We start from the raw sequence: 14651 nt of genomic DNA, 5'->3' as shown, positions 1-14651 counted from the left end.
ATATAAAAAATGCATCTTCACAAGTTTCCTTGCAAAGATGCATTGATTTACATATCTTGTAACTGAGCAGCAATACGACGACCAGTCTCAGTAGTAGCTAAACCACCTTCACTAGTTTCACGAAGTGAACTTGGTAAGGCACGACCAATTCGATTCATCGCTTCAATAACCTCATCTACTGGAATCTGACTAATCAAACCAGCCATAGCCATTTCAGCAGCACTGAAGGCATGCACCGCATATACGCCATTTCGTTTTACACAAGGCACTTCTACGAGACCCGCCACCGGATCACATACAAGACCGAGTACATTTTTTAGGCATAAAGCAACAGCATTCATTACCTGCTTAGTAGTCCCTTCAAGCATAGCTACAATAGCACCAGCTGCCATTGCTGCCGCTGAACCAACTTCTGCCTGACAACCACCAACTGCACCAGCTACACAAGCTTGATTCGTAATAACATTGCCAATACCAGCGCCGGTAAAGAAACCACGCAAGAAGGCCGCATCGTCCATTTCAAATTCTTCACCTACTGCGCACATACAACCTGGCATAACACCACAAGAACCAGCTGTAGGACAAGCTACTACCCGGAACATTTTAGCATTCGCTTCATTAACCGCGATGGCATAGGTTAACGCTTTATAAGCAACAGGACTTAATAAGCGAGGTGTATGCTCTAATAAAACATGAGCTTGACCACCAGACATACCACTCATAGTACGTTTGCGGTCTTCTACACCATTCACTACTGAATCTTTAAAAATTTGTACACGACGAAGTGCTTCCCCTTCGATGGCTTCACGAGTTTCACCAGTCGATTCCATTTCAGCACGAATTACAATTTCCCAAACAGGCAACTCATGAGTTTCACTAAGGTGCATCAAATCTGCCAAGGTATCATATAAGTAACTCATTCTGTCACCGCCTTCTCTAATGGTTCAAAATACATAACCGAAGAAATATCTTTATTCTTCTGAATTTCATTCATTACACTTGCCTCTACTGGCGAGTCTGTATTGATCAACATAACCGCTTCACAGTGCTTACGTTTACGGAATACTTTCATAGTCGAAATATTAACATCAGCGCGACCTAATAAGCTAGTTACGGCAGCAATAACCCCAGGACAATCATGATGGAATGTCAAAATTGTGTAATCTTCACCTGAAATTTCTACGTCTAACGCGTTTACATTAGTCACTAAAATACGGCCGCCCCCTAAAGAACGCCCTACAATTGACATATGATAATCATTTTTACCATATAAATCAAAACGAACTTCGTTAGGATGGCCCCCTTCTTCGGAGGATTCAATAAATTGATATTGTAAATTCCCCTTAGCCGCTGCTTTGAAGGCATCACGAATACGTTCATCTTCCGCATCAAAGCCCAATAAACCACCAACCAAAGCACGATCTGTGCCATGCCCTTTATAAGTTTTAGCAAAGGATCCAAATAATGTTAAATCTACGCGCTCAATATGTTCCTTAAAAATATAACGCGCCATTTTGCCCAATCGCGCAGCTCCGGCGGTGTGCGAACTGGATGGACCAATCATCACTGGTCCGATAATCTCAAAAACACTGCTCATTATGTCCTCCTACAGGAAACGTTTTCACGCCGTCACAAGGCTTCTTCTTCTATAGTATATATCACAAAGCCACGGCTTACCTTGCTTTACATTATACCACAGATTGTTTTTATAGGATAGACATTTCTATACTTTTTATGCATATACAATTCATCAGTTTCTCAATTTCTTTTAAATTGCTTTATTATTAGCCACTCTAAGATGTTTATTATTGACATATAAGTTGATTTTTTCTATACAAAATACAAAAATAACCCCCTCTAACGAGGGAGTTACTTTGTTTATATTTGTTTTTGTTATCCTTTAGTAAACTAACGGACTACAATATCATGTATCGTATTGTAACAAAACCAATAATTAATTATTACCTAAAATAGCTTTCATATCAGCTTCTGGTGTAGTAATTGGATGTAATTGGAATTTTTCAACCAAAATACCCAATACATTGCTGGATAAGAATTTAGGTAAAGTAGGTCCAATATAGATGTTGCGGATACCTAAAGCTAATAAGGTTAACAAGATACATACCGCTTTTTGTTCGTACCAAGACAATACTAAAGTCAATGGAAGATCATTTACATCACATTCAAAAGCACCAGCTAAAGCTACGGCTACTTGGATAGCAGAGTAAGCATCATTACATTGGCCCATATCTAACATACGAGGAATGCCGCCGATTTCACCAATTTCAAGGTCGTTGAAACGATATTTACCACAAGCTAATGTAAGAACTACGGTATCTTTTGGTGTTTGTTTTACAAATTCAGTATAGTAGTTACGACCTACTTTAGCACCATCACAACCACCTACTAAGAAGAAGTGTTTAATAGCGCCCGCTTTAACAGCATCAATCACTTTATCAGCGATGCTAAGAACTGTACCATGACCGAAACCAGTTGTTACTTCATGACCACCATTAATACCAGTAAACTCTTGTGCTTCTGTATAACCGCCAAGTTCTAATGCTTTTTCAATAACAGCTGTGAAGTCTTTAGTGCCATCTTCATTAGCATCTACATGTTTAAGACCTGGGAAACCAACCATGTCTGTAGTGAAAATATTGTCTTCATACGTTTTACGAGGTGGCATTAAGCAGTTAGTAGTGAATAAGAACGCACCTGGTACGCCATCAAATTCGTTCTGTTGGTTTTGCCAAGCTGTACCAAAGTTACCTTTTAAGTGTGCATATTTTTTAAGTTCAGGATATGCATGGCAAGGTAACATTTCACCATGAGTATAAATATTAACGCCTTTACCTTCAGATTGTTCTAATAGCATTTTAAGATCATGTAAGTCATGACCAGTTACTACGATGAAAGGACCTGGTTCTACTGTCAAAGGCACTTTTGTAGGTACTGGTGTACCATAGCTTTCTGTATTAGCAGAATCAAGAAGGGCCATACATTTCAAGTTCACATGACCAAATTCCATCAATAATGCTAACCATTCATCAGCACTGTGATCTTTAGCAAATTCTACAAGACCTTTTACGAACCAAGCATCTACTTCAGCATCATCATAACCTAATACAGATGCATGCCAAGCATAAGCTGCCATACCGCGCATACCAAGGAGTAACGTAGAACGTAAGGAAATGATATCTTCTTCGCCCACCCAAAGAGCTTCCCAATCAAAATCTTGAGCACTTGCATCAATAGCAGTACGAGCGGCTTCTACACGATTAATGAACTCTTGTACACGTTCTTCGTCAAAGTTAACGTTTGTTACACACATGAACAAGCCTTGTTTTAATAATTGATATTCTTTAGCAGATGCGCCTTTTGCATCACAAGCACGTGCTAAACCAATCAAAGCGGATGTTAATTCATCCTGTTTGTTCGCTACTGGCGCTGTTTTACCACATACGCCTTGTACTGTACAACCACCTGGATTTGCAGACTGTTCACACTGGAAACAAAACATACTCATATTAGCCTCCTTCTTCGGGACTCACCCGATACGACACTTTCTTAGCACTCGTAAGAAAGTAAAAAAAATATAAATCACTTGCTATATCATCAAACCAAATGTCACCTGAAGCAAGTTGTTTATTTGTGACTATGTGTAAATTATAGTATACTGAAAAAGAAAAAACTGTAGCTATGGCAACATTTACAAAAATTTTATCTTAAAGGAGGCTTCTATGAGTATCGGATTATCTAATAACACCATTTCCCTATATTTAAACACCCTAAGTAGTAGCGCCTTATTTCGCAATATTGGAGAAGATCAATTACGTTTATTTCTAAGCTCGCCCGATCTGACTATTAAATCTTTTAAAAAAAATAGTTTTATCGCCATTGCTGGTGAACCTATGGAAGGCATGGGCCTATTACTATCAGGGCGCGCTCATTTAACTCGCGAAAATGTTCTCGGCCAACGCACCATTATGACAGAACTGACCCCTTCGGCTATGTTTGGCGAAGCTTTACTCTTCACCGATATGCCCAATTGGCCCGCTACTATCCAAACTACTAAAGATAGTGAAGTTTTATTTTTACCAAAATCAGCCTTTACTAATTCTTTCAACCATTGCGATACCTGTCAAAAACAAATACTAACAAATTTACTTCACGATATGTCGGAAAAAGCATTGGCCCTTACCCGCAAAGTTCACTACTTATCCTTAAAAGGTATGCGGGAGCGCATTTACGCCTACTTCGATGATTTATATCGTCGTCAAAAGCAAAACCCTATTACTTTGCCGCACAATCGCCAAGAAATGGCTGATGTACTCAATGTATCCCGTACTTCACTAAGCCGAGAATTAGGTCGTTTACAAGATGAAAGTATCATAGAATTTGAGGGCAAAAAAGTAAAACTCTTAGATTTAACAGCTATTAGCGAATATAGCTTTTAACCCTAATCCAATCTAAACTGAGCCACAAAAAAAGAGGACTTCTTTCTAACAGAAGTCCTCTTTTACATTAATATCTAAAACCAAGGTGATAAGTCAAACTCCTCACCAATTGTCACTTTTACATGTGCACGACCTAAGTAAAGCCCCAACAAGGTAAGGCTTGTATGGCTCAATGGCATAGCATCATAAATGTCTGCCACTTTAGGTAATACAGGCGAAATATTTTCCAATACTAGCTTACGATCCGCTTGTGTAAAGTTAACAGGCTTGCTCATAGCTAAGCCTAATACATGTTGTTGAATTTCAGGATTATCAATATGTGCCATTTTGAAATAACGTGGTGCCAAGCCTTCATCAACAACGGCTAATTTTAATAATGGAGAATTTATACTCTTCACTACATAACGACCATCTAATGCATGGCCTCGTAAAGCTCGTGATAATTCATCCTTATCAAAACCGGCATAAGCAAACACTAAAGGATAGGAGTGTACCATTATATCCCAGAACGTATTGCGCTCTGACTCTTGCGTTGAGCAACGCAAGTAATCCAACTGACGATACATAGATTCTTCGCGTGGCAATTCAGACAAAAATGGCTCAATATATTTATCTACATAATGCTGTAAATGCTCTAAGCTGTAGTTATTTGAATTACGAGAATATTGCAACAACAAGGCTAGCGCCATAATCTGGAAATGACCTAACTGTAAATGTGGCAAAATACGCAATGCATCAAACGCCACCAAATACGGCGTGCTAGATTTAGGTTCTTGCACTACATCAATAAACGCTTCAATAGCCGTTTCTTTCATCCAGCTAGTAGGGGTGGTAGCATATGCTTTTTGCATACAAAGCAATGCTTCTTGCACTACGATATTTTCCAATAAAGCCTGCAACTCACCACTTTCAGTAATGCCTAACCGTTCCAAAGCAGTCGTTGTAATATCTAATACTTGTTCTTTAGTACTTATATTAATCGCACCAAAGGAACTCATAAAATGACTCGTCCCTAAAGCAATTAAATCTGTTAAGCCTGGCTCCTTCATATCCTGGGCAGTCTCTAAATTAGTCGTTTCTTCTTTTGTCAAAGGTTCACGTACTATCGGAATAATACGAGTAGCATCATTAGCTGCTTCCGCCCCTTCAACACTGGCAGGCATAATCCGTTGAATACGCCGTGTTAACTCTAAATCCGCTTCACTGCTCGCACTTGGTTCTGTAGGGATTTTAAGCATAGGCTTAGTCATGTCTAAATCAGATACAATGTCATCCCCTAGACGACTATCCCCTTCAGTGATGCCAAAATCATTACTAAGGCTGGCAGCAGGAGTGTTCTCCATAGCCGTTTCAAATTCACTACCTACATGTTCTTTAGATAAAGGTACAAATGTAGTCGCCATATCTTGCTCGCCAGTTTGCGCTAGCGAATCATTCGCCTTCTGTTCTTCTCGATAATACTCCGCTCCATGATCGCGCCGTTTCCGCGCATAATAATCGGTATTTACAACCGAATCTGAACTTGTATCAAGCGTAGCTTCCGATGTATCACCATCACGAAATACTAAATAGCATACTAAAAAGAATACTAAAATCACACCTAATACAACTAAGTACGGTATATATGCAGACATCTTATTCCTCCTGCCAATCTATTTTACTTATCCATAATAGCTATATATTTATTCTTTTATGTTACCACATCTTAGCTCATTAGCCAATGAAGTTACATAATAAAATAAAAAAGCGAGCTCGCTATTGCGAACTCGCCAATGTGGTGGACGATGACAGGATCGAACTGCCGACATCCTGCTTGTAAGGCAGGCGCTCTCCCAGCTGAGCTAATCGTCCATATTGGTGACCCGTGGGGGAATCGAACCCCCGATACCGCCGTGAAAGGGCGGTGTCTTAACCGCTTGACCAACGGGCCACTGGCTCCCCGAGTAGGACTCGAACCTACGACCGATCGGTTAACAGCCGATTGCTCTACCGACTGAGCTATCGAGGAATGGTACAAGAGATATTCTATACTAAAATCAAATTAAATGCAAGTACTTTTTTATATATTTTTCACTTTTTCTCAAAAGAATCTCAATCTATAGAAAAATACACATAAAAAGCGGCTAGGCATCACTTTCCTAGCCGCTGTCGCGCACAGTATACTTCTAATTTTATTTCATTATAAGAGCCTCTATTCATTAGGCTGAAGATAGACAGTTATACTTAGCGTTATCATGTATGTACTGAGCTGTACATAATAAACAATTATTAACCGTTGAACCCACGAAGTTTGCTAGCATCAACTAAACGTTTTAAAGCTACCATGTAAGCTGCTAAACGAGGATATACTTTATATTCTTGTTGCATAGCCCACACTTCTTCAAAGCTCATTTTCATATTCTTTTCAAGACGAGTATTTACTTCTTCTTCGTCCCAATAGAAACCAGCTTTATTTTGAACCCATTCGTAATAGGAAGTAACTACGCCACCACCATTAGCTAATACGTCAGGGATAATATCAATGCCTTTTTCAAAGAAGTATAAGTCAGCTTCATTAGTTGTAGGGCCATTAGCACCTTCTAAGATAGCTTTAGCTTTAACTTCTTTCATGTTGCTGCCATTAATTTGGTTTTCTAAGGCAGCAAGATATAAAACATCTACTTCTAATAATAATAACTCTGGATTTGGAATGCGTTTCATGCCTGGTTCTTCATAACCTTCTAAGGAACGGCCATGGGCATTAGCATATTCGTAAGCTTTTTCAACGTCAATACCATTTTCATTGTAAATGGAACCATGAACGTCACCAATAGCTACTACTTTAGCCCCTTCACGATGCATCAATAAAGCACCAACACTACCTACGTTACCAAAACCTTGAACAGCAATTGTCACATCGGACATTTTTTTGCCATTCTTTTCAAGATAGCTCTTCAAAGTAAACATACAACCACGACCAGTTGCTTCATTACGGCCTAAGGAACCACCAACAGCTAATGGTTTACCAGTTACAACACCTGGAGACCATACGCCTTTAAGTGTGGAGAATTCATCAACAATCCAAGCCATAATTTGTGGGTTAGTATTTACGTCTGGAGCTGGCACGTCAGTATCTACACCAATAATTGGAGCGATTTTACGTACAAAGCCACGAGTTAAGCGTTCTAATTCACGTTGACTTAATTTCTTAGGATCAACTTTAATACCGCCTTTACCACCGCCATAAGGAAGGTGAGCAATGGAGTTTTTAATTGTCATCCAAGCAGCCAAAGCGCGAACTTCATTTTCATCAGAATCAGGATGGAAACGAATACCACCTTTAGCAGCACCCATAATCGTGCTGTGTTGAGTACGATAGCCACTAAATACTTCAACATGACCATCATCCATTTGAACTGGAATCGCTACTTGCAATTCACGTTCTGGATGACGAATTACTTCATAATCGTTGCGCTCTAAACCAAGTTTTTGAGCCGCTTCGTCAAGTGTGTTAAGCATGTTTTCGTAGGGATTATAATTTGCCATAATCGTTTCTCCTTATTGCGTATACACAATAAAATTAATAGTTTAAAACTAAACTAAATCTTTGTCCTGTTTACACTATAACACAGGCAAGGCTTATGCACCATTCATTTTTCATATTCTTCATTTTCTCCATTACTTATACGCATAACCTGACAATAGTAGCAAAATAAAAGAGTCTAGCTCATTTAATTGAGTTAGACTCTCTATATTGTCTGTTCATATGACAATTAAATATAGATATTTCTCTATAAAGTATCCCTATTTTACTTATTCTATAGAGTATAAGGCACTCTTTGTATCTTCACATCTTTTTATTACAGATTAATATCCAACTCTACAGGACAGTGATCGCTACCAAAGATGTCAGGATGAATACGAGCTTCAACTATTTTATCATCTAAACGAGCCGAGGTAATAAAATAATCAATTCTCCACCCCACATTTCGCTCACGGGCTTTCCCCATATAGGACCACCAGCTATAAGCATCAGTTACTTCAGGATACAATTTACGGAATGTATCTGTAAATCCAGCGCCTAATAATTCTGTCATTTTAGCTCGTTCTTCATCAGTAAACCCAGCATTTTTACGATTTGTCTTAGGATTTTTCAAATCGATTTCTTGATGTGCCACATTAAGATCACCACAAAGAATCACTGGTTTTTTAGCATCTAATTCCAATAAATACTGACGAAACGCATCTTCCCAAGTCATGCGATACCCTAAGCGCGCAAGTTCTCGCTGACTATTTGGCGTATAACAAGTAACCAAATAAAAATTTTCAAATTCTGCAGTAATCACACGACCTTCTTGGTCATGTTCTTCAATACCAATCCCATTAGTCACTTGAATTGGCTTATGGCGAGTGAAAATAGCGGTGCCACTATAGCCTTTTTTAACGGCACTATTCCAATACTGTTCATAACCTGGCAATTCTAATTCAATTTGATGAGGCTGTAATTTTGTTTCTTGTAAGCAAAACATATCCGCATCTAATGTTTCAAAGCTTTCCATAAAGCCTTTTGTCACCGCTGCACGCAAACCATTAACATTCCACGATATTAATTTCATGTAAAACTCCTTTTTAAATAGACTAATTACTTAGTAATAAGCGAACTTATTTACTATTGTGCTTACTTTTTATTTATACTTACTTTTACACTCTCCTGAGATTTTGTTGCATCATCAGAACCTGCTTTAGCTCCGTCACTAGTTTTAGCAATTTTAGCTGCTTCAGCCGCCGCTTCCTGCTCAGCTACCTCCGCTTCTTTGCGAGCAAAATAAGCTTCTAATTTAGCGCGTCTCGATTTACGCGTAAGCTCTAATATAAAGGATACTACTAATAGTACCATTGCAATCATATTAGTAGTGGTCAAGCCGTAAGAATAAATATGATAAAAAATATACAAAAATGCAATCACTAACAACGCACGCTGTAAACTTGCCATAAATAGCTCCTTTCAGCATCGCCCCTTACTTATTACCGTCCTTCTTTTGCATAAGGAGTAATGACTAACTCATCTTTAACTAATTCAGTCATGTATACATCAGATATAGCATAGCCTTGTGCCAATACTGTTTCGTCCAACCAAGAACGGTCCTTTTCTACTAAGGATAACACGTTTTCGTCCACTTGCCCATCAGCAATTAAGGGATAATGTACAGTATCTTCACCATATTTAACAACAGTTACTTGTCCATTTTGTTCTAATACGGCCCGTCGCACTTCACTGACATGGCGTATACCGGCACTGCGCAATTTCAAATGTAATTCCCCTGCACTCACACCATGTCGCATACAATCTTCTACTTGCACCTCACCACGTTCAACCACAATAACGGGATTACCATCAACGATTCGTTTCACATGATGATTATAAGCTGCTAAATAGCGCAAAGCCATAACTACGATAGTCCAACCAATAAGAACTAACAGGAATTGCAAAACACCAATGGCATCATTATAAATAACCCCACCAATAATGCCACCAAGTACATAGTTCTGCACTTGATCAATCGCTGAATTCGGTGCTAAATTGCCTTTCCCCATCAAATTAATTTGAAAAACTAAACACAAAATACCCAAAATTAATTTAATCATAATGAGGGTGTAACCAGTTATCATAATCATCTTACTCCTTCGCTATATCCACTACTTTTATTTGCGAGTCAATCATATGGACTTGCGTTAGTGAATAGGCCTCAAAATTCTTAGTAAATTGAGCTCGGTAAAAACGATTACCTACATTGATAATTACATCCTCATTCAAATGTAAGGTATTAACACGTATATCGTCTTTTGAAACGCCTAGCCGCTCTGAAACGGTAACTACAAAATTAGCCATACGGCTACTCTCTTCTGAGTTTCGTAGCGATGAATCATATTCGCTCCAGCGAATCCCTAAGACGAAAACTATAATTAAAGACAATAAAATTGTCAAATCACGATATCGACTATTCAAACGATGTCGAATAAATTGAATACTCACTAATAACAGTGCTACTAATAGTAAAAAAGACAATCCATATTGCATAAGTGCATTAAACTGCCCTTGTTGTGCAATATAGGCATAACTATAAAAATTCAAACGTTCTTCACCTCTACTACATTAAAGCCTCATCATATGCAGCCCGACTACCGCCAATATATTTTGGTCGAATGCGAGCTGCCGTTACATGGGCTCCCCCAATTTGTTTTACCCCCAAACGGACAGGCACTACTACGGGTTTTAAATGCATACCAATAAATGTATCCCCAATATCAAGGCCTGCATCGGCTTCAATCGCTTCAACAACAACAGGTGCTTCAAACTGATTATAAGCTGCCATGGATGCCGCCCCACCAGCATGTAATTGTGGGACTGCATTACAAATAGCCCAGCCACGATTTCTTGCTACAGACTTTTCAATCACTAACGCACGATTCAAATGCTCACAGCACTGTACGGCTAAGGCAATCTGTTTTGGCTCTAATACAGCAAGCAGAGCCGCTATAATTGTCGCCCCCACCTCTTCAGCCGAATCAGTGCCAATGCGCGAACCCCGCACCTCACTAGTAGAGCAGCCAACGACAACTACATCACCAGCTGTCAAATGACTAACTACAATTAATTCAGTTATTGCTGCCGTTACAGCCTCTTTAATGACTACTAACTCTTTATTTGGTATTTCCATTATACCCCTTCTTCCTCGTCATCATCTAATAAATAATCTTTTGCCATCCACCGCTTAGTAGTCGTAAAAGTAATCGTTACCCATTTTTCATCAGAGCGACCACCAATAGCATCGTCAATCTCATTACGAATCTCATCTAACGCTTCAATCCGCTGACAACTATAATTTTTTGGCAACAAAATATCAATTTCGATAATATTGTATTTGCCATAGGCTTGTACACTAGTTACATAGTCTTTGAAATGATACCGTGCCATAAAGTCGTCCATAATAACTTGTACGCGATTATGAATTTCTGTAGGTGCCACGCCCATAATCTGCTTTGTCGCAGGCACAAGAATTTTTATAGCACTTGGCATCATCTGGATAGATAAAGCAATTAAAACTAGAGGATCCACATAGCGAGCATAATAAGCCCACTCTGTCTGCTGTAAGGCCCAGGCAATAGCAAAACTAACTAAAATACCCGCTGCCAACACTGCATCAATAGACCAACTAATATTATCAAATTTCACTAAATTTGATTGCAAGCGTTTATTAATACGCTGTACATAAAAATAATAGGCCCCATCCACGATGGTAAAAAAAGCGGCATACAATACGATAGGCCCTGCTTCTACGGCATGACCTTCACTTAACAAACTCGTAACCCCAGTCATAAAGGCGTATAACACGAATAGTAAGGTAAAGCCCCCTTCTACCATAAGCACCAACGGTTCAAATTGCCAATAGCCAAATTGAAATCGCTTACTCGTTTCTCGAGAAACTAATTTTGACGTCATAATCATCATGATTTTTATAATGACTGCCATAAACGATACAATGCCATCTAATAAAACCGCTGCCGAACCTGTGATTACCCCCATAATCGTACCACTAACAGCCACAACAAACATAAGCCACGCGGATTGCCAAAGGAGTCGTTGCTCCACATCTTTCATTGTTAGCATACATAACTCCTTTCATAACTATTACTAAACACGATTACCCTCGCGTAAAACATAGGCATACGCTCTACGATAACCTGTTTCATCACGTTCAATATATACCCCTTGTAATTCAGGGGCAAATCCCGGCAATTCATTAATCCCTTCTTCTAGCGCCACAAAATAATCTCGCGCAGTTTGAGACCACATTTCCCCAGGCTGTACACAAATAACACCTGGTGGATATGGCAACGCCCCTTCTAAAGCAATACGCCCTACACAATCGGCAATCGGTACTAACTCACCCTCTCCTTTTACAAAGTCTATATTCGCCGCTTGTGGCGTTTTTATATAAGTAGGGAAGTATTCTTTTTCAAATAAGCGTTGCTGTAATTGACTAACATTGCGTTGTTTGTAAAAATCATGCATCTCTTGACACAATTGACGAATTGTATACCCCCGATATTTTTCTATATTCATTGCATATACCGTAGGCAATACGTCCTGCATAGGTGCATCCGCTTCAATCAATTGTTCAAAGCGCAATAATTTAGCAATCAGCGCATCCATCTTAGTATATGATTCCGCTGGGGTTAATAAAAATAAAATGGTATTTAAATCACATTTTTCAGGAACAACCTGATGTTCTCGCAAATAATTTGCCAAAATAGTGGCGGGAATACCAAACTCTTCATATTCACCCGTTTCCATATTAATGCCAGGCGTAATCAATTGGAATTTACAAGGATCAATAAAATATTGGCCTTCCCCATAGCCCCTAAAGGAATGCCATTTGGCCTCTGGTTCAAAGGCAAAGTAAGCTATATCATCTACCATAGCTGCCGTTTTGCCATCTTCCCAAGGCTGGCCATGTACAATAGGCGGTACTAAAGGACGTAAATATCGACAATTTCGTAATACTGTTTTACGTGCTTCAATCCCTACGGCCACACAATCATGCCATAATGCACGGCCTCCGTCACCACTATGAATCTTAGCATTTACATCTAATGCTGCAAATAAAGGATAAAATGGTGAGGTCGATGCATGCATCATAAAGGCATTATTAAAACGCTTCTGATTCACATAACGAGCCTGTCCACGAATATGAGCATCTTTTTTATGAATTTGTGATGTTTGTGAAAAACCAGCCAACTGCTTATGAACAGATTGGGTCACAATAATTCCTGGATCGTCTGGCCCTAATTCCAATAATAACGGTGAACAATCCTTCATCATAGGAATAAATTGTTCATAACCTACCCAAGCTGAATCAAATAAAATATAATCACACAAATGGCCAATCTTATCTACCACTTGTCGCGCATTATATATAGTCCCATCATACGTACCTAATTGAATGACAGCTAAGCGAATAGGTCGTTCTGCTTGCGCTTTCTGTGGATCACGTTCAGCAATACGCTCTCGTAATAATGCTTCCTCAAAACAAGCCTCAGGAATACCGCCAATAGAACCGAACGGATTGCGCGCAGTTTCTAAATATACAGGAACAGCACCAGCCTGCACTAAGGCTCCATGAGAAATAGATTTATGATTATTTCGATCATATAAAACAATGTCTCCCGGCGCCAACAACGCATTCAACACCACTTTATTAGAAGTAGAAGTGCCATTTAATACAAAATACGTTTTGTCCGCATTAAATACTTGCGCAGCATGTTCTTGCGCATCTAAGGCATATCCTTCATGAATTAATAAATCACCTAATTGCACATCGGCATTACACAAATCACTGCGGAAAATATTTTCCCCATAAAAATCATAAAACGCACGCCCCGCCGGATGTTTACGGAAAAATTGCCCCCCTTGATGACCTGGACAATTAAACTGTGAATTGCCTGTTTCCACATAACGGCGTAATGTTCTAAAAAATGGCGGTAATGACCGATGTTCATAATTTAAAACAGCTGTTTCCACACGCCGTGCATAAAACTCTCGCTCTGATGGCTCACTGTCTAAAATACCATAAGCATCACGCAGCACCGTATCTTCAGCTTGTGCCACTTGCTCCGGCGTTAAACCTTCCATACCAGTCCCTGTGCGAACCACAAATACAGGTATATCAAAGGCTTTGACAGGTGTATTAACTAATGTATCAATTTCACAATCGCCAATAAGTACGGCGCCCACATCCGTGAAATCTGTCTCAGCTGGTCTAATAACAGGGCGTTTAGTCAATACGCCCACAATAGCTTCTGCTTGTTCTGAAATTGCAACTTTTAAAAGGGACATATAAAACCTCCTTTATGAGTTTTATACCTGATAGTAAACGAAAATGCCTCATATATAGGGACATTACTTACAAATTTTAACTAGCTATCAATAAAACAACTCCCAAATACTTACTTTTTATTATACCGTATTTACTATTTAAGGGCTAATTCTAAAGAATAATTCTAAATTACATATTTATCATGACCTCTTATCCATCTTTACAACTATAGTGACTTGAAGAGATAGCAACTAAAATTTATAAGCCCCCTAAACCAGCTACCAATAAAGATAACTAACGCAAAACAAATATAAATTCAAATAAAAAAAAGAGCTGT

13 protein-coding genes and 3 tRNA genes are annotated in these 14651 nt (G+C 39.0%); 1 reads left to right on the top strand and 15 read right to left on the bottom strand.

What is annotated here, in order from left to right:
- Window positions 1–47: 47 nt before the first annotated feature.
- The 3 genes from sdaAA to hcp all read right to left on the bottom strand — a co-directional run bounded on the left by sdaAA (window position 48) and on the right by hcp (window position 3526).
- On the bottom strand, window positions 48–920 hold the full coding sequence (gene sdaAA, locus NFR27_RS08035) for an L-serine ammonia-lyase, iron-sulfur-dependent, subunit alpha (RefSeq protein WP_251443057.1): 873 nt from the start codon (window positions 918–920) through the stop codon (window positions 48–50).
- Window positions 917–1597 carry an L-serine ammonia-lyase, iron-sulfur-dependent subunit beta gene (gene sdaAB, locus NFR27_RS08030; protein WP_251443060.1) on the bottom strand — a complete coding sequence of 227 codons (681 nt, stop codon included), beginning with the start codon at window positions 1595–1597 and terminating at the stop codon, window positions 917–919. The genes sdaAA and sdaAB overlap by 4 nt, the downstream gene beginning before the upstream one ends.
- A 357-nt stretch (window positions 1598–1954) precedes the next feature.
- Window positions 1955–3526: a hydroxylamine reductase gene (gene hcp, locus NFR27_RS08025; protein ID WP_251443063.1), complete on the bottom strand. Its 1572-nt coding sequence runs from the start codon at window positions 3524–3526 to the stop codon at window positions 1955–1957.
- A 214-nt stretch (window positions 3527–3740) separates the two neighbouring features.
- Here hcp and NFR27_RS08020 point away from each other — a divergent pair, with 214 nt between their 5' ends.
- A complete protein-coding gene (locus NFR27_RS08020) occupies window positions 3741–4457 on the top strand; it encodes a Crp/Fnr family transcriptional regulator (protein WP_251443066.1) in 717 nt (238 codons plus the stop codon).
- Between the two features lie 74 nt (window positions 4458–4531).
- Here the strand turns inward: NFR27_RS08020 and NFR27_RS08015 are convergent, their stop codons facing one another.
- The 12 genes from NFR27_RS08015 to speC all read right to left on the bottom strand — a co-directional run bounded on the left by NFR27_RS08015 (window position 4532) and on the right by speC (window position 14334).
- Entirely contained in the window at window positions 4532–6091 is a 1560-nt protein-coding gene (locus tag NFR27_RS08015; RefSeq protein WP_251443069.1) for an LPO_1073/Vpar_1526 family protein, read from the bottom strand.
- A 141-nt stretch (window positions 6092–6232) separates the two neighbouring features.
- Window positions 6233–6308, bottom strand: a tRNA-Val gene (locus NFR27_RS08010).
- 4 nt (window positions 6309–6312) lie between these two features.
- Window positions 6313–6387 (bottom strand) — tRNA-Glu (locus NFR27_RS08005).
- A 2-nt stretch (window positions 6388–6389) separates the two neighbouring features.
- A tRNA-Asn gene (locus NFR27_RS08000) sits at window positions 6390–6465 on the bottom strand.
- Between the two features lie 260 nt (window positions 6466–6725).
- A complete protein-coding gene (locus NFR27_RS07995; protein WP_251443072.1) occupies window positions 6726–7982 on the bottom strand; it encodes a Glu/Leu/Phe/Val family dehydrogenase in 1257 nt (418 codons plus the stop codon).
- A gap of 314 nt (window positions 7983–8296) precedes the next feature.
- Window positions 8297–9052 carry an exodeoxyribonuclease III gene (locus tag NFR27_RS07990; RefSeq protein ID WP_251443094.1) on the bottom strand — a complete coding sequence of 252 codons (756 nt, stop codon included), beginning with the start codon at window positions 9050–9052 and terminating at the stop codon, window positions 8297–8299.
- A gap of 62 nt (window positions 9053–9114) precedes the next feature.
- Window positions 9115–9429 (bottom strand): hypothetical protein, encoded by a 315-nt coding sequence (locus NFR27_RS07985; RefSeq protein WP_251443097.1) that lies wholly within the window; start codon window positions 9427–9429, stop codon window positions 9115–9117.
- A gap of 32 nt (window positions 9430–9461) precedes the next feature.
- A complete protein-coding gene (locus NFR27_RS07980; RefSeq protein WP_251454972.1) occupies window positions 9462–10106 on the bottom strand; it encodes a DUF421 domain-containing protein in 645 nt (214 codons plus the stop codon).
- Window positions 10107–10113: 7 nt separating this feature from the next.
- Entirely contained in the window at window positions 10114–10569 is a 456-nt protein-coding gene (locus NFR27_RS07975; RefSeq protein WP_251443103.1) for a DUF3290 family protein, read from the bottom strand.
- Between the two features lie 16 nt (window positions 10570–10585).
- Window positions 10586–11155: a TIGR01440 family protein gene (locus tag NFR27_RS07970; RefSeq protein WP_251443107.1), complete on the bottom strand. Its 570-nt coding sequence runs from the start codon at window positions 11153–11155 to the stop codon at window positions 10586–10588.
- Entirely contained in the window at window positions 11155–12105 is a 951-nt protein-coding gene (locus NFR27_RS07965) for a cation diffusion facilitator family transporter (RefSeq protein ID WP_251443136.1), read from the bottom strand. Before NFR27_RS07965 ends, NFR27_RS07970 begins: the two co-directional genes overlap by 1 nt.
- Before the next feature lie 24 nt (window positions 12106–12129).
- The gene (gene speC / locus NFR27_RS07960) at window positions 12130–14334 is read right to left on the bottom strand and encodes an ornithine decarboxylase (protein WP_251443139.1); all 2205 of its coding nucleotides are present in this window, start codon (window positions 14332–14334) and stop codon (window positions 12130–12132) included.
- Window positions 14335–14651: the final 317 nt, after the last annotated feature.

The organism is Veillonella intestinalis (genome assembly GCF_943192895.1).
GTDB lineage: Bacteria > Bacillota > Negativicutes > Veillonellales > Veillonellaceae > Veillonella_A > Veillonella_A intestinalis.
This window is presented reverse-complemented; position numbering and strand designations above follow the sequence as displayed.